At 70.3% G+C, this 22,017-nt stretch carries 13 protein-coding genes and 1 tRNA gene; 5 read left to right on the forward strand and 9 right to left on the reverse strand.

The annotated features are described in order from the left end of the window. Positions 1–6: 6 nt before the first annotated feature. From ACIBVQ_RS06910 to ACIBVQ_RS06925, 4 genes are read right to left on the reverse strand one after another with little or no spacing between them, the layout of a single operon-like run. Complete coding sequence (locus tag ACIBVQ_RS06910) at positions 7–1,308, reverse strand: PLP-dependent aminotransferase family protein (RefSeq protein WP_399176119.1); 1,302 nt, start codon at positions 1,306–1,308, stop codon at positions 7–9. Next, a complete protein-coding gene (locus ACIBVQ_RS06915) occupies positions 1,298–1,507 on the reverse strand; it encodes an MbtH family protein (protein ID WP_399176121.1) in 210 nt (69 codons plus the stop codon). Before ACIBVQ_RS06915 ends, ACIBVQ_RS06910 begins: the two co-directional genes overlap by 11 nt. Positions 1,508–1,552: 45 nt before the next feature. After that, positions 1,553–2,743: an MFS transporter gene (locus ACIBVQ_RS06920; RefSeq protein WP_399176123.1), complete on the reverse strand. Its 1,191-nt coding sequence runs from the start codon at positions 2,741–2,743 to the stop codon at positions 1,553–1,555. Next, complete coding sequence (locus tag ACIBVQ_RS06925) at positions 2,740–6,027, reverse strand: amino acid adenylation domain-containing protein (protein ID WP_399176125.1); 3,288 nt, start codon at positions 6,025–6,027, stop codon at positions 2,740–2,742. Before ACIBVQ_RS06925 ends, ACIBVQ_RS06920 begins: the two co-directional genes overlap by 4 nt. A gap of 287 nt (positions 6,028–6,314) precedes the next feature. Between ACIBVQ_RS06925 and ACIBVQ_RS06930 the strand changes: the two genes are divergently transcribed. The 3 genes from ACIBVQ_RS06930 to ACIBVQ_RS06940 all read left to right on the forward strand — a co-directional run bounded on the left by ACIBVQ_RS06930 (position 6,315) and on the right by ACIBVQ_RS06940 (position 14,074). Continuing rightward, the gene (locus tag ACIBVQ_RS06930) at positions 6,315–8,204 is read left to right on the forward strand and encodes a B12-binding domain-containing radical SAM protein (protein WP_399176127.1); all 1,890 of its coding nucleotides are present in this window, start codon (positions 6,315–6,317) and stop codon (positions 8,202–8,204) included. Between the two features lie 7 nt (positions 8,205–8,211). Beyond that, positions 8,212–9,375, forward strand: coding sequence for a MalY/PatB family protein (locus ACIBVQ_RS06935; RefSeq protein ID WP_399176130.1), 1,164 nt, complete (start codon positions 8,212–8,214; stop codon positions 9,373–9,375). A 229-nt stretch (positions 9,376–9,604) separates the two neighbouring features. Beyond that, on the forward strand, positions 9,605–14,074 hold the full coding sequence (locus tag ACIBVQ_RS06940) for an amino acid adenylation domain-containing protein (protein WP_399176131.1): 4,470 nt from the start codon (positions 9,605–9,607) through the stop codon (positions 14,072–14,074). 73 nt (positions 14,075–14,147) lie between these two features. On the opposite strand, the gene ACIBVQ_RS06945 is transcribed toward ACIBVQ_RS06940, so the two are convergent. The 4 genes from ACIBVQ_RS06945 to ACIBVQ_RS06960 all read right to left on the reverse strand — a co-directional run bounded on the left by ACIBVQ_RS06945 (position 14,148) and on the right by ACIBVQ_RS06960 (position 16,119). Next, positions 14,148–14,312, reverse strand: coding sequence for a hypothetical protein (locus ACIBVQ_RS06945; RefSeq protein ID WP_399176133.1), 165 nt, complete (start codon positions 14,310–14,312; stop codon positions 14,148–14,150). 203 nt (positions 14,313–14,515) lie between these two features. Next, entirely contained in the window at positions 14,516–15,304 is a 789-nt protein-coding gene (locus ACIBVQ_RS06950; RefSeq protein WP_399176135.1) for an HAD-IIA family hydrolase, read from the reverse strand. A 205-nt stretch (positions 15,305–15,509) separates the two neighbouring features. Beyond that, positions 15,510–15,584, reverse strand: a tRNA-Arg gene (locus ACIBVQ_RS06955). 157 nt (positions 15,585–15,741) lie between these two features. After that, the gene (locus ACIBVQ_RS06960) at positions 15,742–16,119 is read right to left on the reverse strand and encodes a C40 family peptidase (RefSeq protein WP_352009761.1); all 378 of its coding nucleotides are present in this window, start codon (positions 16,117–16,119) and stop codon (positions 15,742–15,744) included. Between the two features lie 1,094 nt (positions 16,120–17,213). Here ACIBVQ_RS06960 and ACIBVQ_RS06965 point away from each other — a divergent pair. Beyond that, positions 17,214–17,582, forward strand: coding sequence for a response regulator transcription factor (locus tag ACIBVQ_RS06965; RefSeq protein ID WP_184713476.1), 369 nt, complete (start codon positions 17,214–17,216; stop codon positions 17,580–17,582). 831 nt (positions 17,583–18,413) lie between these two features. Here the strand turns inward: ACIBVQ_RS06965 and ACIBVQ_RS06970 are convergent. Further along, positions 18,414–21,200, reverse strand: coding sequence for a helix-turn-helix transcriptional regulator (locus ACIBVQ_RS06970; protein WP_399176138.1), 2,787 nt, complete (start codon positions 21,198–21,200; stop codon positions 18,414–18,416). A gap of 76 nt (positions 21,201–21,276) precedes the next feature. On the opposite strand from ACIBVQ_RS06970, the gene ACIBVQ_RS06975 reads away from it, so the two are divergent. Further along, complete coding sequence (locus ACIBVQ_RS06975) at positions 21,277–21,897, forward strand: LysE family translocator (RefSeq protein WP_362909983.1); 621 nt, start codon at positions 21,277–21,279, stop codon at positions 21,895–21,897. The last annotated feature ends 120 nt before the right edge of the window (positions 21,898–22,017 follow it).

The raw sequence follows: 22,017 nt of genomic DNA on the forward strand, positions 1-22,017 counted from the left end.
GCCTCCCTATGGGGCCTCACAACGCCGGGCGACGAAGCGCGCCAGCCGGTCGAGGCCGATGGTGATCTCGTCGGGCGTCAGATGGCTGAACGACAGTCGGATCTGCGGTCGTGGCAGGCCGTCGCCGTAGAAGTGGTGCATGGGCGTCCACAGGACGCGGTGCTCGCGGGCCGAGTGTTCGAGCAGTTCGTCGTCGGCGGGGAACGGGACGTCGAGGACGACGAAGAAGCCGCCCTCCGGGGTGTTCCAGCTGACGCGGCTCTCCGGTGGGAAGCGTTCGCGCAGCCCGTCGAGCATGTGCCGGAGGTTGCCCTGGTAGACCCGGGTCTCCCTGGCGTTCGCCGCGCGCAGGCTGCACCCGTTGGCGAGCAGTTTGCCGCCGATGACGGCCTGGGCGATGGGTGAGGTGTTGACCGTCAGCATGCTCTTGATCTTCGCCAGTTGGTCGGCGAGCAGCCCGTTCCCGGCGCGCTGGTCGGCCACGACGTAGCCGACCCTGGCACCGGGGATGCCGGTCTTGGCGAACGAACCGAGGTAGACCACCCGCCCGCCGGGGTCGAGGGCCTTGAGCGTCGGCGCCCGCTCCTCCTCGCCGTGGAAGAGGCCGTACGGATTGTCCTCAAGGATCAGCAGGTCGAGCTCCCCTGCCAGGGCGAGCAGGCGCTCACGGGTGGCGCGGCCGAGGCTGACGCCGGAGGGGTTGGCGAAGTCGGCGACCACGTACAGCGCGCGTGGCCGCATCCCGTCGGCCCTGGCCCGATGGACGGCCGCGACGAGGTCGTCCAGGTCGATCCCCTCCGGGGAGCCGACGACGGGCAGCAACGGCATGTCGGCCAGCGCCGCGGCGCCCGCCACCCCGACGTAGCACGGGAAGACGCTCAGCAGAGCGTCCCGCCCGTCGCGGCGCAGCGCCCGCACCGTGAGGTAGAGGGCCTCCTGGCAGCCAACCGTGACGACGATCGACTCGGGGTCGACGTCGATGCCCTCGTCCAGCAGGAGGTTCCTGGCCACGAGGTCGTGGATGACGCCCTTGGTGCGGCCGTACTGGAGCATGGTGCGCCTGACCAGGACCTCGTCCCCCAGCCGTTCCATCAGGTGGTCACGGTAGACGCGCAGGTAGCGGTGGACCTCCTCGATGTCGAAGAAGCCCTCGTAGGGCCGTCCCGCGGCGAAGGAGACCGCGTCGGGGAAGCGGCTGGAGACCTCGTTGAGGAAGTTCATCGACTCGATGACGGGAGAGCCGAGCGAGCCGTGCAGGCCGAGGAGGTCCAGGACGACCGTGTCGGCGAGGCCGGTGTCACGCGTCATGGGAGCCCGCCAGACCGCGGGGCCGCATGTCGGTCCAGTGCTCCTCCACGTAGGCGACGCAGTCGTCCCGGTGCGCGTCGTCGAGCCGCACCAGCCACCCGCCGGGTACGGCGGTGCCCGCGGGCCACAGTGAGTACTGGCCCTCGTCGTTGACCAGGACCTTGAACAGCCCCGTCTCCTCGTCGAACGGTCCGGGCATCTCAGCCTCCGCTTTCTCTCCCCGCCCCTCGCGGAGAGTCCGTCGTCATGTGGCCGTACCGGTGGGTCGCGCGGCGAGCATGAACCCCGCGCCGAGCACGGCGACCACCCCGCACAGCGCCCAGTGGCCGGCGGCGGTGTGCCCGTACAGGAAGCCGCCCGCGGCGGGGCCCGCCGTCTGGGCGACGGTCACCGCGACGCCCTCCGCGCCCTGGTAGCGCCCCCTGAGGTGGCCGGGCGCCAGCAGGCCCGGATAGGCCGTGGCCACCGGCGTGTAGACCATCTCGCCGAGCGTCCACAGCGCCACGGTCGCCACGAGCGCGGCCCGCTCGTCCGCGACCCCGGTCAGCGCGACCCCGGCGCCCAGCAGGACCACCCCGGCCGCGATCACGTACCGGGGCTGGCGGAGCTCGGTGAACCGGACGAGCGGCAGCTCGAACAGCACGATCAGCAGCGCGTTCACCCCGAGCAGCAGGCCGTAGAACTCGGTGCCGAGCCCCTGGTTCCTGACGTGCAGCGGGAGTGTCGCGATCGTCTGCGTGTAGACGTAGGTGGCGGCGGTCATCGACAGCAGGTACAGCACCATCGCCCGGTCGCGGAACACGGTCCGGTAGCCGCCGCGTGCCCCGGCGTCCTCGTGCTCGGGCGGGGCGGGCCTGGTCTCCGGCAGCAGCGTCAGCACCAGCAGCCCGAACAGCAGGCACGTCACCGCGTTGCCGACGAACAGGTAGGTGTAGGACAGCACGCTGAGCAGGCCGCCGACCACGCCGCCGACGGCCATCCCGAGGTTCATGGCCAGGCGCAGCAGGGAGACCGCGGCGATCAGGTCGCGGGCGGGCACGGTGTCGACGAGGATCGCGCCCGCCGCCGGGCGGTAGAGCTGCGCGAGGAATCCGACGGCCAGCGACAGCGCAACGATGACGCCGATGGTGTCGGCCAGCGGGACGAGCAGGGTGAAGACCGCGGTGCCGAACATCGAGGCGACGATCGTCCACCGTCTGCCGATCAGGTCCGCGATGCTTCCGCCGACCGCGTTGCCGAGGAAGCCGCCGAAGCCGACCGCGCCGAGCGCGAGCCCGGCCAGGAAGGCGGAGTACCCCCGGTGGGTGAGGTACAGGACCAGGAAGACGTTGAGGAAGGCGCCGAACTTGTTGACGAACATGCCCGCGCAGATGACCCAGGCCTCCCTGGGCAGGCCCATGATCCGCCGGGTGAGCGAGGTGGTGGTCGCGGTCATCGCGCGGAGCCACCGAGCGCGCGGAGCCCGTCCGTGCCTCCGTCCGTGCCTCCTTCGGTGTTCCCGTCCGTGCCCGCGTCTGTGTTCCCGCGTTGAGGGCCGCTCCGGTGGTCCGGGTCGGCGACGGCCTGGCGCAGCCTCGTGACGAACCCCTCGACCAGCCGCAGCGCGCTCTCCCGGTCGAACAGGTCGGTGGCGAACTCCGCGTAGCCGTCGAGCGCGCCGGGCGTGCCGTCCGCCTCCCGCCGGGCGATCAGGTCGAAGGTCAGGTCGAACCTGGCCGCCCCGGTCCTGGCCAGCGTCCACTCACCGCGCTCCGGCGTTCCGGGGGCCTGCGGATTCGTTCCGGGGGGCTCCGGCGTGAGGTCGAGGGCGAGGTCCGGGGCGTCGAGCAGGCCGAGCGTGACCTGGAAGACCGGGTGGCGGGACAGCCCGCGTGCCGGGTTGACCCGTTCGACCACCAGCTCGAAGGGGACGTCCTGGTTGGCCGAGGCGGGCAGCCAGCCGTCGCGCACCCGGCCGAGCAGCTCACGGAAGGTCGGTTCGCCCGAGGTGTCGGTCCGCAGCGCGACCATGTTGACGAAGAAGCCGACCAGCTCGTCGAGCGCCTCGGCCGTACGGCCCGCGGTCGGGCTGCCCACCACGATGTCGTGCCCGCAGCCCAGGTCGGTGAGCAGGTCCGCCAGCGCGGCGTGCAGCGTCATGAACAGCGTGGCCCGGCAGGAGCGCGCGAGGTCCTCAAGCCCCCGGCGCAGCTCGGCGGGGACGGTGAAGGCGACGGCGTCCCCCCGGTTGCCCGAGATCGGCGGCCGGGGCCGGTCCGGCGGCGGCGAGACCTCGTCGGGCAGGCCCGCGAGGCGCCGTTCCCAGTAGCGGAGCTGGGACGACAGCCTGCTGCCCGGGTCTCCGGCGTCGCCGAGCAGCTCACGGTGCCAGGCGGCGTAGTCGGCGTACTGCAGCGGCAGCGGGACGAACTCCGGGGCCGTACCCGCCAGCCTGGCCCGGTAGGCCAGGGACAGGTCGCGGCAGAGCGACGTCAGCGACCAGCCGTCTGCCGCGATGTGGTGCAGCACCAGCAGCAGTGTCGTCCCCCGCCCCTGGGACGGGCGCAGCAGCGCGCCGCGCAGCGGCAGGTCCTCGGTGATGTCGAACGGCCTGCGGACCTCGGCCGCGAGCAGCTCCTCCATCTCCGCCTCGGCGCAGACGGTGACCGTCAGCTCGGGGTCGCGCTCCCCGGGGTCCAGGACGCGCTGCCAGGGCCCCTCGTCGTCATAGTCGTCGGGGAAGACCGTGCGCAGGCTCTCGTGCCTGGTGACGACGTCGGCCATGGCCAGGCGCAGCGCGTCGGCGTCCACCTCGTACGGCAGGCGGAAGACCAGCGGGATGTGGTAGCCGGGGTCGCCCTCCTCCTGGAGCTGGTCGACGAACCACAGCCTGCGCTGGGCGTGGGACAGCGCGATCCGCTCCGGGCGCGGCTTCGGAACGGGCGGAAGGCAGAGACCCGCGGCGCGGGCCGGTGAGGTGAGGAGGCGTACGGCCAGCTCGGCGACCGTCGGCGCCTCGAAGACCTCCCCCGCCTCGACCCGGAGGCCGAGGGCGGCCTCGGCCCTGGCCGCCAGCCGGGTCGCCGCCAGCGAGTGGCCGCCCAGGTCGAAGAAGCCGTCGTTCACCCCGACCCGTTCGACGCCGAGCACGTCGGCGAACAGGTGGCACAGCACCTTCTCCGTCTCCGACGCGGGCTCCGCGCCACCCGCCGCGCGCGCCGGGGCGGGCAGCGCCCGTATGTCGAGCTTGCCGTTGTTGTTCAGCGGCAGCTCCCCGAGCACGACCAGCGCCGAGGGCACCATGTACGGCGGCAGCCGTTCGCGCAGGTGGCCCAGCAGGACGTCCGCCCAGGCGTCTCCGGTCTCCCCGGCGTCTCCGGCGTCCCCTGCGGGGACGACGTAGGCGGTCAGGGTCGTGTCGCCGTGCCGGTCGGCGGTGGCGACGACGGCGGCCCGGGCCACGTCCTCCCTGCGGGAGAGCTGGTTCTCGATCTCACCGAGTTCGATCCTGAAGCCACGGACCTTGACCTGGCCGTCGTGCCTGCCGACGAACTCCAGCAGGCCGTCGGGGCGGCGCCGTACGATGTCGCCGGTCCGGTACATCCGGGCGCCGTCACCCGCGAAGGGGTCGGCGACGAACTTCTGGGCGGTGAGGCCCGGTCTCGCCCAGTAACCCCGGGCGACGCCCCGTCCGCCGAGGCACAGCTCACCCTCGGCGCCGTCGGGGACCGGGCGCAGGTGCTCGTCGAGGACGTGGACGGTGACGTCCCGCATGGGCGAGCCGATCGGCACCGGGCTCGGCACGGGTTCCTCGACCGGGTGGTAGGTGGCGAAGACCGTGGCCTCGGTCGGGCCGTAGACGTTGACGACGGAGCCCGGCCCCGAGGCACGCAGGGTGCGCTCGACCGCCACCGGGGAGGCGGCCTCGCCGCCCATCCACACCTGGCAGCCCCCGGCGAAGGCGTCCGGGTGCTGCTCGGTGAGCACGTTGAAGAAGGAGGTGGTCATGAAGGTGCAGGTGACGGCCTCCTCCGCGATCGTCCGCGCCAGCGCGCGGGCCTCGACGGGGCCGGGCGGGGCGAGCACGACCGTGCCACCGCGCAGCAGGGGGACCCACATCTGGAACACCGAGGCGTCGAACTCAAGCGGGGAGTGCAGCAGGACCCGTCCCTCAAGGCCGGTCCAGCAGGGGTCGGCGGCGAAGGCGACCAGGTCGTGGTGGCAGATCGCCACGCCCTTCGGCGTCCCCGTCGAACCCGAGGTGTAGACGACGTAGGCGAGCTGCCCGGGGACGACCTGTTTCCGAGCCGTTCGCGGGCCGGGTCCCGACAGGTCGAGATCCTCACCGACGACGGCCACCCGGGTGCCCGGCTCGCAGAAGCCCCGGACGAAGGCCGCGCGCTCCGCCGAGTCGGTGATCACGACGCGGATGCCGCACTCGGTGAGGATCAACCGCAGCCGGGCGGCCGGTGAGCGAGTGTCGAGCGGGACGTAGGCGGCGCCCGACTTCACCGTCCCGACGATCGCCGCGACCACGTCGGGGCCGCGTTCCATGAGGATGCCGATCCGCTGCTCGGAACGAATATCACAGCGTTCCAGAAAATCAACGAAAATGTCGGAGATCTCATCCAATCTGCGGTATGAGAGAACGGTCCCACCCTGCTTGACAGCGGGCCTGTCGCTGTTCTCCTGGACTTGTTCGGCGAAAGCGCCGACTATGGTGCGCGACTCGCCAGACACCGGAGAATCCCCCTTCTCTCACACGCCCGCCATTGAAACACGATGCCGCGCGTTCATGTCAACGCGCCGCCGGAGCGGGTCCGCGCGCCGCCGTGATGTCCCGCCGGCGGGACATCGGCCCTCACCGGAGGCACTCGCTTGACGTCCACCGGCCATCTGGTTCAATCGGTCGAAAGTAACGTGGCAGATAACTCATACAAAAGCTATGCAGGATCACACGGGGAGTGATTTATCCATCCCTCGGCGTACGCATACCGGCCGCGAACACAAAGGGAAAAGGAACTGCATTGCTGAATGACATTCACGTTCACCGATTCCCCGGGGGAACCGTTTCCTCCGGGTTCGAGGAACTTCTTTCCGCGCGCAGAAAGCGCCTCTCCGAGGACCTCGCGCTCGGGCGTCTTCCGCACCGGAACTTCCCGGTGCTGGCCGTGCTCGCGCCCGTCATGACGCAGGCGGAGGGCGAGATCACCTACCCCGGCGACCCGATGTGCCTGTACGCGGCCCTCTCGGTCGCGGTGCGCAACGCCGTACGGGACGCCGGGCACTACAACGACCTGGCTCCGGGGTGGACCCGGTTTCCCGACCTCTCCTACCGCATGTCGGTCGGCGAGGACGGCTACCGGCCGTACACCGACTCGCCTAACACCGACGAGACCGTCTTCGACCCGCGTGTCTGGGACCGGGCGGCACGGGAACGCTGGATCGGCCTGCTGCGCGAGACCCGGCCGAGGATCGTGCTGATCAGCAGCGTCTCACCGGCCCACCGCTACGCCCTGGACATCGCGGGGCTGGCCAAGGCCGAGATACCCGGTGTCTACGTGATCCTGGGCGGGCGGCACGTCGACGAGACGACCACCTGCGTCCCCGGCGCCGACACGCTCATGATCGCGCCGAGCAGCACGCTCGCGGTCATGGACGACGGCAGGGTGCCGCACGTGGTCGACGCGACCGTCTCCGGCGAGGCCTACCACTCACTCGACCTGCTGATGCGCGCCGTCGCACTCTCCGTCGACCTGGACACCGGGTGGGTCGCCCCTTCGGCCGTCCGCCCCCGCCTTGAGGACCTGCTGCGACGGGACGGCCCTGCCCCGGGGCGCTCCCTGATCACGCTGACCGGCCAGGACGCCGTGCACGCCTACCCCCAGGAAGGGCCCAGGCTCGACCTGACCACACTGCCCTCGCCGTACGAGGCGTTCGCGATCCGGTCCCGGTTCCCCATCTTCACCGACGGCGCGACCGGAGAGATCCAGCGGACCGCGCACGTGATGGTGTCCAACGCCTGCCCCTACCAGTGCAACTTCTGCTCGGAGACGGCCAAACTCGCGGGCGGCCTGAAGAAGTTCGGCCAGACACACGCTGGAGTCGAACGTGTGTGCGAATATGTGGGATACGGCGCCGAGGCTCTGTTCTTCGACGACTCGGTCTTCTGGAGCGGCACCTTCCGGGACATCGCCGAGTTCTGCGCCGAGCTCGGCGGCGTCCGCCGCGCCACCGCCGGGGAACTGGACGAGGGCCTGCTGCGCTCGCTCGGCGGCGAGGACGGCCTGGCCCGCCTGCGCCGCCTGCAGTGGGGCGCGCAGCTGACCGTGGACGTGCTGGTCGGCCTGCACAGGCCCGAGGAGAGCGCGACGATCCTCGACCTGATGCGCGAGGCGGGATGCACCTACGTCTACATCGGCATCGAGAGCATGTCCACGCAGGTGATGGACCGCATCCACAAGAACCTCCGCCGCGTCGAGGGACGCGACTGGGCGCAGAAGGTGCGCGAGGCGACGTCACTGGTGAAGTCACACGGCCTGCGGGTCGGCACGTCCGTCCTGTTCGGCCTCGACGGGGAGACCCGCGCCAGCATCGACGAGACGATCACGGGGGTGAGCGAGCTGATCGACGAAAGGATCATCGACCTCGCCAGCCCGAACATCCTGACCTACCACCCGGCCACCCCGATCACCCGCATCCACGGCATGACCGACAAGCTCGACTACCACTCCCCGTGGGTCGACAACCGCAAGCCGTACATCTATTTCGAGGAGGCCTTTCCCGGCGTCGTGTCCGTCACACTGACGGAGGACGACCTCTGGTACATCCACAACGAGACGGAAAGACGCTGGGGCGCCATCCGTAACGACAGCGCGCCGGTGCCGCTCGAACAGGACCCCCGACAGGCTAGGTGACACATCGATGACCCTGGACGCCCTCGACCTCGCCACCCTCTCCCTGCGTGACGGGGAGAAATGGGCGTCCGCCCCGGCCGGGGTGCTGCCCGCGTGGGTCGCGGACATGGACTTCCCCATCTCGCCCGCCGTACGGCGCGCCCTGGTCGAGCGGATCGACACCGACCTCGGCTACCCCGCGTGGTACGACGAGTCGCGCGGCGGGCCACTGGGAGAGGCGTTCGCCGGGCGCATGCTCGGCCGGTTCGGTTTCGCCGCCGACCCCGCGCACGTCAGGCTGTTCACCGACATCAACCAGGCGATGCAGGTCGCGCTGCACTTCGGCACCTCACCCGGTGACCCGGTCGCGCTGCACTCCCCGGTCTGTCCCCCGTTCACCGAGATGCTGACCAAGCTGGGCCGCCCGCCAAGGCCCGTGCCGATCCGCTGGCGCGCCGGTGACTGGGACCTCGACCTCGACCGGATCTCCGAGGAGGTCAGTGGCCGTCACGGGACCCCGTGCCGCGCGCTGTTCCTGGTGAACCCGCACAACCCGACCGGACGTGTCTTCCGACGCGACGAGCTTGAGGCCCTGGCCGCGCTCGCCGTCGAACACGACCTGCTGGTGATCTCCGACGAGGCCCACGCCGAGCTGGCCTACGACGGACACCGGCACATCCCGTTCGCCGCGGTCTCCGAGGAGGCCGCGGCGCGCACGGTGACGATCACCTCGGGCAGCAAGGCCTTCAACCTGGCCGGGGTCCGCTGCGCCGTCGCGCACATCGGCGCCAAGGAGGTCCGCGACGCCGTGGACGCGCACCGCGGCATCCTGTTCGGCCAGGTGAGCGCCCTCGGAGTGGACGCGCTCAGGGCCGCGTGGACCGAAGGGGACCCCTGGCTGAAGACCGTGCGGGACCTGCTGGCGCGCAACCGGCTGCGGGTCGCGGAACGGCTGCCCGAGGGAGTGGTCTACCGGCTTCCCGAGGCCACCTACCTCGCCTGGCTCGACTGCCGCGCCCTGGGCCTCGGCGACGACCCGTCGGCGTTCTTCCTCGAACGGGCCAGGGTCATGCTCTTCAGGGGTCCGGACTTCGGCCCGGAGGGCAGGGGGTTCGCCCGGCTGAACTTCGCCACCTCACCCGCGGTACTCGACGAGATGCTCGACCGGATGCGCGCCGCCGTACCCGGCTGACCGACCTGAGACGAGAAGGGCACCGATGCACGACACCCCCGGTACGGCGCGGCCCCACGACCTCGGCGCTCCGCGTGACTCCCGTGGCCCACAGGACTCTCACGGCTCTCGCGAACTCGACGAGCCTCGTGACGCCCATGGCTTCCATGATTCGCATGTTCTCCACGGCCCGCGTGGCTCGCGCGGTCCTTGTGGTCCCCGTGGTCCCCGTGGTCCCCGCGAGGAGATCATGTGCGGGCTGTTCGCCGAGGTGCTGGGGGTGACGGACGTCGGTCCCGAGGACAACTTCTTCAGCCTGGGCGGGCAGTCGCTGCTGGCCACCCGGCTGGTCAAACGGGTCCGTACGGCGCTCGGCGCCTCGGTCGGTGTGCGCGCCCTCTTCCAGGCGCCGACGCCGAGAGGGCTGCTCGGCCGTCTCGGCGGACGGGAACGGCCCGCCGTCACGGCGGTCTCCCCCCGTCCCATGACGGTGCCCGCCTCACCGGGGCAGCGGCGTCTGTGGTTCCTCGACCGGCTCGCGGGACCGAGCCCCACCTACAACATGCCGGTCGCCACCGTGGTCCGCGGCACGCTCGACCCGACGACGCTGGCCGCCGCGCTGCGGGACGTCGCGCTCAGGCACGAGAGCCTGCGGACGGTCTTCGCCGAGGAGGGGGGCGAGCCCGTACAGCGGATCCTGCCCGAGCCCAGGACCGAGGTGGTGCTCACCGAGTGCCCGCCCGCCGAACGCGCGGCGGCGGTGGCCAGGGCGTGTGCCCACGTGTTCGACCTCACGACGGACTCGCCGCTGTACGCCGAGGTGATCAGGTCGGAGCCCGGCGAGTGCGTGCTCGTGCTGGTGCTGCACCACATCGCGGGCGACGGCTGGTCGATCGACCGGCTGGGGGCCGACCTGTCACACGCGTACGCGGCGCGGCTGACCGGGCAGGCACCCGGCTGGGAACCGCTACCGGTGCAGTACGCCGACTACGCCCTCTGGCAGCACGAAGCGCTCGCCGGGCAAGGCCCGAGTCGCAGGGTGGAGGGCGAGTCCGCCTCCCTCGTGGAGCAGGCCCCACGGCACCTGGCGGAGGGCGGAGTGCATGACCGAGCCGTCTCCCACCGGACGGAAGGCGGCTCGCACCACTGGGTGGAGAGGCTGCACGGCCTGCCGGAGGAGCTGACGCTGCCCACCGACCGGCCCCGCCCTCCCCGGGCCGACCACCGGTGCGGACGCGTGCTCGTCCCGATCGACGCCGAACTCGACCGAGGACTGCACGAACTCGCCCGGCGTCGTCACGCCACGGTCTTCATGGTGGTCCACGCCGCGCTGGCGGGTCTGCTGACCCGTCTCGGCGCGGGCACCGACATCCCGCTGGGCACGGTCGTCGCCGGACGCGGCGACGAGGCGCTCGACGACCTGATCGGATTCTTCGTCAACACCCTGGTGCTCCGCGTCGGCACCTCGGGCGACCCGGCGTTCACCGAACTGCTCGACCGGGTCAGGGAGGCGGACCTGGCCGCCTACGCCGACCAGGACGTCCCGTTCGACCACGTCGTCGAGGCCCTCAACCCGAACCGCTCCCCCTCCCGTCACCCGCTGTTCCAGGTGGCGCTGTCCTGGGCCGACAGCGGCGTCCTCGCCCTCGACCTGCCGGGAGCGCGCTGCCTGCCGGGCACCGCGGTCGCCCAGGGGGCCAAGTTCGACCTGGACTTCGCCTTCGAACGGCGGGGCCGGGACGTCGAGCTCACGATCACCTACGCGAGTGCCCTGTTCGACGAGCCGACGGTCGCCACGATGGCCGAACGGTTCGTCCGTGTCCTGCGTCAGATCGTCGCGGAGCCCGAGACCCGGCTGAGCACCCTGGAGGTGCTGTCCTCCCGGGAACGCGAACTGATCCTGACCAGCTGGAACGACACCGCCGCGCCCCGCCGCACCGCCTCGGTCGTCGAGGTGTTCGGCGAACGCGCCACCGCGACCCCCGACGCGCCAGCCGTCGTCGCCGGCCGTACCCAGCTCACCTATGACGAACTGGACGAACGCGCGGGACGCCTGGCCGCGGCGCTGGTCACGGCCGGGGTCGGCACCGGCACGACGGTGCCGGTGCTGATGGAGCGTTCCGCGGGACTGGTCGTCGCGCTACTGGCCGTACTGCGGACCGGGGCGGCCTACCTGCCGGTCCACACCGCCTATCCGGTGGCCAGGATGCGGGCCGTCGTCGAGGAGAGCGGCAGCCCGGTGCTGCTGACCGACCAGGTGTACGGCGCGCACGAACTCACCACGGGCTTGCGGACACTGACGGTGCACCCGGACGGCGGCCTCTCTCCTTTCCCCGCGAGCCTCTCGGAGAGCGGCCTTGACGAGGCACGGCCTGAGGACCTCGCCTACGTCATGTACACCTCCGGCTCGACCGGTGAACCGAAGGGCATCGGCGTGACCCATCAGGGCGTCGTGGACCTCGCCCTCGACCCGATGTGGGAGGTCGGCCCGCAGGACCGGGTGCTGTTCCACGCCCCGCACGCCTTCGACGCCTCCACCTACGAGATCTGGGTGCCGCTGCTCACCGGGGGCACCGTGGTCGTCGCGCCGCCCGGCGACCTCGACGCCCCGGTGCTCGAACGGCTGATCCGTGAGCACGGTGTGTCCCACGTGCACCTCACCGCAGGACTGTTCCGGGTCGTCGCCGAGGACCTCGCCGACTGTCTCACCGGTGTCCGCGAGGTTCTCACCGGCGGAGACGTCGTCTCTCCCCAGGCCGTGGCCTCGGTGCTCGACGCCTGCCCCGAGACGACCGTGCGGACGCTGTACGGCCCCACCGAGATCACCCTGTGCGCCACCTGGTCGCGCTGGCGGGCCGGGGACGGGCCGGGGACGACCGTCCCCATCGGACGTCCGATGGCCAACACCCGCGCCTACGTGCTGGACGACGCCCTGCGCCCGGTGCCGCCCCACGTGCCGGGTGAGCTGTACCTCGCCGGGGCCGGGCTGGCCCGCGGATACGTCGGGCGTCCCGGCCTGACCTCGGCGCGGTTCGTCGCCTGCCCGTTCGGCGCAGCCGGAGAACGGATGTACCGCACCGGCGACGTCGTCCGCTGGGACGAGCAGGGGCGTCTGTTCTTCCTCGGACGTGCCGACGACCAGGTGAAGATCCGTGGCTTCCGCGTCGAACCCGGCGAGGTCGAGGCCGCGCTGGCGAGCGTCCCCGGCGTCAGACAGGCCGTGGTGGTCGTCAGGGAGGACGCCCCCGGTGAGAAACACCTGGTCGGCTACGTCGTGACCTCCCCCTCCGGCACGCCCCCGGGCCACGAACCGCAGGAGACCGCACCGGACGGCGTGCCGGCCGGGCCCCTGTCCGGGCACCGCAGCCCGACGGACACCACCCTGATCGACGCCGGTCTGGCCCCGGAACAACCGGGCATCGCACCCGAAGGCCAACCGCCCCGGCCGAACGCGGCCACGACCGGCACCGGAGGCCTGGGCGTGGCGGACGCCGAGTGGTGTCGTGAGCACGTGGCCGGGTTGCTGCCGGAATACATGGTGCCGTCCGCGGTGGTCGCGCTTGAGGCGTTCCCGGTGACCGCGAACGGGAAGCTGGACCGGCACGCCCTCCCGGCTCCCGTACGGCGGGCGTCGTCGGGCGGTTCCGCGGGCAACCCTCGTGAGGCGGTTCTGCGTGAACTGTTCGCCGAGGTGCTCGGGGTGCCCGAGGTCGGCGTGCGCGACAACTTCTTCGACCTGGGTGGACACTCCCTGCTCGCCGTCCGCCTCGTCAGCCGCGTCCGTTCCGTGCTCGGCGCCGAGGTCGGCGTCTCCGCGCTGTTCGCCGACCCGACCGTCACGGGACTCGCGGAACGCCTCGGCGAGGAGAGCGGTGCCGTACCCGCCGTCCTGTCCTACCGCCCCCGTGGTGAGCTGTGCCCGATCTTCCTGATCCCCGCGGCGAACGGACTCGGGTGGTGCTATTCGGCGCTGCCCAGGCACATCCCCCGGGGGCATCCGGTGCACGCCCTTCAGGACCCCCGCCTCGCCGTCGGCCCGGTGCGCCCGATGTCGGTGCCCGAGCTGGCGGCCGTCTACGCCGAGCGGATGCGCGAGATCCGGCCTGCCGGGCCGTACGTCCTGGCGGGCTGGTCCTTCGGGGGTACGGTCGCCCAGCAGATCGCCGTCGACCTGGCCGCCACGGGTGAGCAGGTCGCGCTGCTCGTCCTGCTGGACGCCTATCCCGGTGACGTCAGAGGACGCGCGTCCCGCGGATTCTGGGCGAGAACCCCGGACCAGGCCTTTGAGGGTTCTCACAAGGAGTCCCTCGCGGAGGCCTCTGATGAGGCCCCTGCCGAGGTCGTTGAAGAGACCCTTGAGGAGGAGGTCGTCCGTACCGCCCTGGACGGTGTCGCCGCACCCAGGGGCTCGCGACGGGAGGCGCTGCGACGGGCGGGAAGCCCACTCGCCGCCCTGAACGAGGCCGTGATCGACGACCTGGTGTCGATCACCGGGGAGAACACCCACGCGATGGCCGCGCACTCCCCTGTGCCCTTCACCGGCCCCACCCTCTGCTTCGACGCCTCCCTCCAGGACATCCACGCCTCGGACACCTGGCGCCCCTTCCTGCCCGCCCTGACCGTCCACACCGTGACCTGCGACCACACCTCCATCGTCAAGCCCGAAGCCCTGTCCGAGATCTCCCCCATCCTGGCGAAACACCTGCCCGCCTCCGGGTGAGAGCCCGTCGCGCCCCGCTCGTCGAACGTGCTCGTGACCACTCCGGCCGGAGCGGACGATCCAGGCGTACGGATCACGCGTTCGACGCGCCGCCGACCTCGCCGACCATGTGGGCCGTCTCGAACCTCGGGTCCGGGACAGCTCTCCCCACGGCGGTCTCCTCGTCGGACCGACGAAAGCGCTGGGCGTCCAGCGCGCTACGCGTCTCCGCCTGTACAGGGGCTCCCACGCTGGTCATGTACCGTCCTCCTCCACCTCAGGGCCCCCACACCCGTCGTATACGAGCGCGCTGCGCGTTCCTCGTCACCCTCCTCGTCGCCCAAGGTCTCCGGTCAGCAGCCTGGCCGCGGGAACGCAACCGCCGTGCCCCGGCGGGTGTGCCCTCCCGGTCCACGAGTCACTGGGCCGTGGCGTCCCAGGCCATCCGGTAGACGGTCTTGGTCATCCCTCGGGGAACTCCCTGAGGAGCCCGGGAAGCCCGGTGATCGAATCGATCGTGTGGTCGGCTCCCCCGGCAAGGCCGTCCGCCCGCTGGTCGGCGTACTTGCCCGTGCGCACCTGGACGGTCCTCGCACCTGCGGCGTTCCCTCCGGCGACGTCGGTGGTCGCGTCGTCTCCAACGACCAGACACTCGGTGACCTCGACGCCGAGCGTCGCGGCGGCGAGGGCGAAGAAGTCGGTGGACGGCTTACCGAGCACACGGGCCTGGACACCCGCCGCGTACTCCAGCCCCGCCACGACCGCCCCGGTGTCCAGATGGTCGCCGTCCGCCCGCTTGAAATAGCGTCCGCGTTGCAGAGCCAGTAGCGCCGCGCCGGAGCGCAGAGCACGGAAGGCCCCGTCCAGCAGGGGGTAGCTCAATGTGTCCCGGCAGTCGCCCACCAGTACGTGGGTGAAGGGGGGCTCGTCGACGAGGCAGGAGAAGGACTCCCGCAGGGCCTGCGAGACCACCGCGTACACCCGGGCGTTTGGAGTGGCCGCCACCAGGGACTCGGCGGCCATCACCGGGGTGAACAACTCCTCCTGGCCGATCGGGAGACCGTAACCGGCCAGCCGGGCGAGAGTCCGCCCAGCGGGCTCGGAGTCGGTGTTGGTCAGGAACCGGAGCGCGAGCCCCTGTTCCCGTAGCTCGGTCAGGGCGGCGACGGCACCGGGAATCATCTCCCCGTTGGCGTAAAGCGTCCCTTCCAGGTCGAGCAGGACGGCGCGCACCGGATACTGCGATCTCATCTCATCTCCATGGGGAGTTCGGGTCGCGCGGCCACCGCGTCCTTGAGGAAGGCCCTCCGGGAGGGGTGACCCCGTACTCACCTCGTGAGGTCTGGGTCCACAACTGGTGGGCGCCAATGAGAACGGGCGAGGCTCCGTAAGACTGGAGACCCGCCCGTTCCTGTGCCATTTCCCCTTTTCAGCGAACAGATCGCCGATGAGGAGTTGGTGCCCCCTGCAAGATTCGAACTTGCGCTCCCGGCTCCGGAGGCCGGTGCTCTATCCCCTGAGCTAAGGGGGCCAACGAGTGAATAGGCTACCAGCATCCTGGAGGGAACCGACACTCGAAACCCGAAGCGGGTGATCTAGAGGGCAGACAGGCGGGAAGCCCTGGGTGGGCGGCTTGGGACAGGGGTGGAGATCGGACAGGCCGGGGAGAAGATCGCTCTGGGGTGAGGTCAGCCTGCGGGGCGAACGGCGCCCCGGTAACGGGCACGGTAGTAGGGCGAGGTGGCGAAGCTCGTTGTCTTGACGACGTCACCACGTCGTGGGGCGTGAATCATGCGGCCACCACCGACATAGAGCCCCACATGGGCGGGATCTCCACTGCCTCCGCCGAAGAAGACCAGGTCTCCGGGGCGAAGGCGGGAGAACGGCACCCTCCTGCCCTGCCTGAACTGACTGCCGGTGTAGTGGGTGAGCCTGACCCCCGCCCTCGCCCAGGCGTGCAAGGTGAGCCCCGAGCAGTCGAAGCCGCCGCGGGTCGGCCCTGTGCTCGAACCACCTCCCCAGACGTAGGGCCTGCCGATCTGGCGTAAGGCCGCGGTCACGGCCATCCGGCCAGGGGACAACGCGACAGCCGTCCTCACCGGGGATAAACGGCTCGACCATCGCAAGGCGATCCTGCCGGCCGCCTCGCTACGACCTGTGGTCGTCCCGGATCCGCGCGGTTCAGGACCGCTTGGCTCCGGGCTCGCCATCTCGGCGATCTCACCGGCTCCCCTGGCCATGCCGTTCTCTTCGGCATGGTGACCTGTCCTGTCGCCGACCTGACCGCCCTTTTCTGCGGCGTCGCTCGTCTCGTCGGCGCCAGCGAGCCCGTCCGAAGCCCTCAGGGAAGGTGGAGCAGGCGGGGAGCCGACCGGACTCCAGGCGTGAGGTCCGGGATACGTGGACGGAGGATTCGCTTTCATGGGGGCCATGGGGTGAGCGGCCTGCCCGCGGATGGACGTATCGGACCCGGCCGGCCCTGCGGAGGCCTCCTGCGGGGTGTCGCTGCTCGTAGCGGGCTCCGGTGTCAAGGCGGCCGCTCCTGGTGAAGGCACGGCTCCGGCCGTCTCCGCATGGCAGGCGTCCTGTTCGCCCCCGGACAGGCCCTCAAGGAGGCCTGGCGGACCGCCCATGATGAGCCGCCTCGTCCAGCTGTCGGCGGCCTCACGACAGGGTCGGGTCACGGATATCCGGGGGGTGACCACGAGTGCAGCCACAAGAACGGTGACGGTGACAAGGGTCGTGATCATGTGTGGCCTCCTGGGGTCGGTGAACGGTCGAGGCCCAGGATCAAAGAAACGGCGGGGTCGCCAAGCGACCGAACGCGGTTCTGTGGATAACTCAAGTTATCCACAGAACCGCGTTCGGTAACCGCTTCCGCGCGCCTCCGGGCTGAAGATGTTCTCCGACGCCCCGTACGGCGCAGCGCCCCGAACGACCACCCGAGGGAGAACCCCGATGATCGACGCCATCCGTGGAGCGCACGACGGTGACAGCCATCCTGGAGGTGGGAAACCTGACGAAAAACGTCTTCCTGGCCGGTCTCCGCCTGCGGGAACCTGTCGCCCATGAACAGCTCTGTGTACACATCCATCGAAAACCGCGCGGGACACCTCTTCGAGGAGTTAGCCTCACGGCCGTGGGCGAGCCTCTGGGAAAAGTGTTGGTGGTGGATGACGACGAGGTCATCCGACAGCTCATCGCGGTCAATCTCACCTTGGAGGGGTTCCAGGTCGAGACGGCCTCCGATGGGCAGGACTGCCTCGATCGGGTGCTGGACGTGCGGCCCGATGTCATCACGCTCGACGTCATGATGCCCAGGCTCGACGGCTGGATGACGGCGACAAGGCTGCGCGGCGACGAGGAGACGAGCCACATCAAGGTGGTGCTGATCACCGCACGGGCGCAGGAGGACGACAAGCGGCGTGGGCTGGGGATCGGTGTCGACGCCTATCTCACCAAGCCGTTCGACCCGTCCGAGCTCATTCAGGTCGTCCGCGACCTGGCCCTGGCCGCCCACAACGGCTGAACCCGCTCCTCCGAACGGCACAAGCCTGCCTGTCGTGGCCGTCCCAGCCGGGCGGCACGACCGATAACGGCCGCCCAGCACGCCGAGCAAGATCACATGCCTCCGGACTCCAGACAGACACCCGCCCGGGAACGCCCCAAGAACCCGCCGTTCGCTCAGAAGCCTCGGCCTCCCGACCGAAGATCATCTTCGGCGTCGAACTCGAAAACCTCGATGCCGCTTCTTTGAAACCTCCGCGTTCCGGAACCTCGGCGCCGAATCCAAGTAAGCGAACACCTCAGGAAAAGACTCGAAGACGCCACGGGCTCTCTTGACCCACTCCATCCAGGGCGTATTCTCCGGGCGGAACGCCTCCCGGATGAGAACGTTCCCTTTCAATGAAATGAAGAAGTCGCACATGAGCTCCGGAAACCACCGCGACATCCGGTTCGGGCGTGCTCTTCTTGTCACCGCGATCGCCGTTCCCACAGGACCGCTGACGACGATTCCCGCCGCACACGCGGACGGCGGCTACACCTGCTCCGACGGGACCCGACACGAAATCTCCCCGGCGCTGGGCTGGAGCATCCTGGCCGGCGACCGCACAGGCCGGGGAGACGGCGGATCGGCCCAGGTCACGATCACCTCCGGCTCCTACGCCGGGACCTACTCCTGCCACGTGGTGAAACGGCCCGCCTACCCTGCTGAATGCGAGTCGCCACTGAGTCCTGCCCCGTGTCTACGACAAGACAGGTTCACAACAAAGGCGGGCCCACCTATCGAAGCCCATCAAAACCCTCGAATCCCTGTTCCCGTCGGGTGATATCACTACAGGAAAACCAAGGACAGACCTCAGAGAAGGCCCCGCTTACGCGCGAGAGCGGCGGCATGCGTTCGAGAGGAGACACCGAGTTTGCCAAGAATGTTGGAGACGTGCACACTCACGGTCTTCTGGGCGATGAACAGCCGTTCGCCGATCTCGCGGTTGGGCAGGCCCTCGGCGACCAGGGCCAGCACCTCCTGTTCGCGGCTGGTGAGCAGGCTCTGCTGGGCGGTGACGAACCTGGCGCGTTGTCCCAGTTCGGCCAGAGCCTTGGCCAGAGGTTTGGCACCCAGGGAGTCGGCGGTCTCGACAGCGAGTCGCCACTCCTCAAGCGCGGCGGCGCGATCTCCTGAGGCAAGCAACGCCTCGGCCAGCCGCCACCGCGCGCGTGCGGTCTCGTAGACGAAGGCCGGGTCGAAGATCTCGACGACCCGACGCCAGGCCTGGACGTCGAAACGGCCGTTCGCGCGGTGCCACTCGGCCTCGGCGCGTGCCATCCATCCGTGTCCCTCGGTGCCCATCCCTGCCCTGACCGCACCATGGGCGCGGGCGAGCAGTTCGTCGGCCCCTTCGGTGCGGCCAAGGTCGGCCAGTGCCCACAGCGCGACGGCGCTGATACGGATCACCCCGAGGTCAGCGGGGTAGATCGTGTCCAGTACAGCGGTGGCATGCTCCAGGGCGAGCTCGGGGTCGCCCTGCCAGAGTGCGTGCTCGGCGGCCAGGCCGCGTGACATGTAAGCGACAAGGGGGTCGGACCAGAACGGCCTGAGCCAGGCGAGACGCTGCTCAACCTGAGGCGCCCCTGAGGCGACCTCCACGAACAACGCGAAGGAGGACAACACGGCTTCGGCGACCCTGCCGACCCTGGCGCCGAACCCGGCGGCCATCTCCGCGGCGCGGGTCCACTCTCCTGACGAGTAGTGGACGAGCAGCCACAGGAACCGCAGGTCGGTGCCGTAGGTGCTCCACGACAGTCCGGTGCGTTCGGCCAGCCGTACACCACGCTCGGCTGTCTCGGCCGCACTCGCCATGAATCCGCGCTCGTATCGCGTCCGGGCGTGGTGGAACAGGGCGCGCAGGTCCATGGCCAGGTCGCCGGAGTCTCGCAGGACGACGGAGTCGAGCAGCTTCTCGGCTTCTTCGACGTCCCCCTCGTATTCGGCGCAGAGGGCGAGAACGAGGATCGCTCCCTTCTCGGCGTCGCTCGTCCCGGTGGCCCTGGCCACCCCGAGCGCGCGTTCGGCCAGCACCTTGACCTCGGCCGGTCGTGGTGGCCAGGCGAGTGTGCGGGAGAGCGTGGCCAGTGCCCTGGCCAGGTCAGGGCTGTCCGGAGGTGCCGCATCGACGGCCGCCCTGGCGGCGGCGACCGCGCCCTCGACGTCGTCGGAGTCGTAGAGGTAGTAGGCGAGCCGCTCGTAGATCTCCGCCGAGGGGGTGAGAGAACGCAACTGGGCTATGGCCCGGTGGTTGTCGCCCATGTCGGCCGCGACGGCGGCGGTGCGCAGGGTGAGCCGTACGCGATCGGTCCCGGCGCGCTGTTCGGCGTCCGGGACGCGATCCCACAAGCTGAGCGCCTGCTCGAAGTGGCGGTGGGCCTCCGCGGGGGCGCCCAGACGTTCGGCCCTGCGTCCCGCCTCCACCGACGCGGACAGTCCTTCGGCGAGGTCGTGGCCCGCGAGGTAGTGGTAGGCGAGTTCGGCCGCCACTCCCTGACGGGCCGTGAGCAGGCGGGCGAACTCGGAGTGCAGTCTGATCCGCTCACCGGGCAGCAGGTCGGTGTAGACGGCCTCCTGGAGCAGGGCGTGCCGGAAGGCGTAGCCGTACTCGCCGTCGGGGCGGAGCAGCCCACGCGAGACGATCTCCCGCATGGCCTCGTCGAAGGCCAGGTCAGGCAGGCCGGAGGCCTCCTGGAGGAGGTCGTGGTCGACCCGCCTTCCCGCGACGGCGGCGCCGCGCAGCACCCGCTGGGCCTCGTCGGAGAGCACTTCGGCCCTGGACAGCAACAGGCCCGCGAGGTCGTCGGTCATCGAGGAGCCCTCGGTCACGGCTTCGAGCAGCTCGGCGCCGTAGAACGGGTTGCCCTCGGCTCGTTCGGCGACCTCGTCCATGACCCGGGCGTCGGTGCCGCCGAGGGCCGCGAGATAGTCGGCCATCTCGGCCCGGTCGAGCGGGGTCAGTTCGACGGAGGTCACCGAGGGCAGGAGTCTGAGCTCGGCGAGGACCCGGCGCAGTGGGTGGCGTCGATGCAGGTCGTCGGTCCGGTAGGTGCCGACCAGCAGCACACGTTCGGTCTGCAGCATCCGGCTGAGGAAGACCAGCAGATCACGGGTCGAACGGTCGGCCCAGTGCAGGTCTTCGAGCACCAGCAGCATGGGCCGTACGGCCAGGAAGCCGAGCATCGACCCGAACAGCCGCTGCTGGGTGAGGCCGGAGGCGCTCTCGGTGCCCGGGTCGGTGCCTCCCGGCAGCAGCCTCCCCAGGACGGGACGGGCGTCGATCTCCGTGCGCAGCTCGGCTGGGGCCCCGCGCAGGGCGTCGGCCAGCGGGAGGTACGGCAGCGCGTCACCCAGTTCGGCGCACTGACCGACCAGTACGGCGAAGCCGTCCCGTCTGGCCTGCTCGGCGAGCTCCGTGACGAGACGTGTCTTGCCGATGCCCGCGTCACCGCCGACCAGGGCGACACCCGCGAGGCCCTCGGAGGCCGCGCGGAGCAGCGCGGCGAGCCTGCCCAGCTCGGACGACCGTCCGATCAGGACTCCGCTCGAAGCGGTGCCCGAAGTGGCGCCCAGAACACCGTTCGAAGCTCTCTGTCCCACCTGGTGAGTATGCCACCGTGCGTCGACAAAGTTGATGGCCCGTTCCATAGGACCGAAACGCTCTTATGGTTGGGGCATGGTCTCGATGTCCACGTTCCTGGTCTTCGTGGTCGCATCCTCGGCGCTCGTCCTGATTCCGGGGCCGAACCACCTGTACATCGCCGCCCGGAGCATCGCCCAGGGCAGGTCCGGCGGGATCGCGAGCGTGTTCGGCGTCGGGACGGGCACGCTGGTGCACATCGCCGCCGCGGCCGCGGGACTGTCCTATGTGATCGCCAGGTCCGCAACGCTCTTCAACGTGATCAAGTGGGCCGGGGTGGCCTACCTGGCCTATCTCGGGCTCAGGGCGTTGGTCCGCAGGCACGAGGAGGCCTCCTACGAGGCCCGGCCCCAGCCGCTTCGCGCGATCTTCCTGGAGGGCATGGTGGTCAACCTGCTCAATCCCAAGGTGATCCTGTTCTTCCTGGCCTTCCTTCCACAGTTCGTGCACCCCGAGGCGGGGTCGGTCCCGTTGCAGGTTGTGGTCCTGGGTGTCACCCTCCTGCTTCTCGGCATGGTCTCGGACATGGTCTACGCGCTGGGGGCGGGAATGCTCGGCTCCAGGCTGCGTGGCCGTTCGAACACGGTCGGGCGCCTCAGCGGAGTGGTCTACCTGGGCCTGGGGGTCGCGACGGCGCTCGCCGGACGCTCGGTCTGAGAGATCAGGCTCTGCCTGAGAGACCGGACGTCCATCTGAAACCGAACCCTCAACCGGGAAACCAAACACACAGCCTGAGAGGCCGGACGTCCATCTGAGAAACCGAACACGCGACCAGAG

It is taken from the genome of Streptosporangium sp. NPDC049376 (genome assembly GCF_044466505.1).
Taxonomy (GTDB): domain Bacteria; phylum Actinomycetota; class Actinomycetes; order Streptosporangiales; family Streptosporangiaceae; genus Streptosporangium.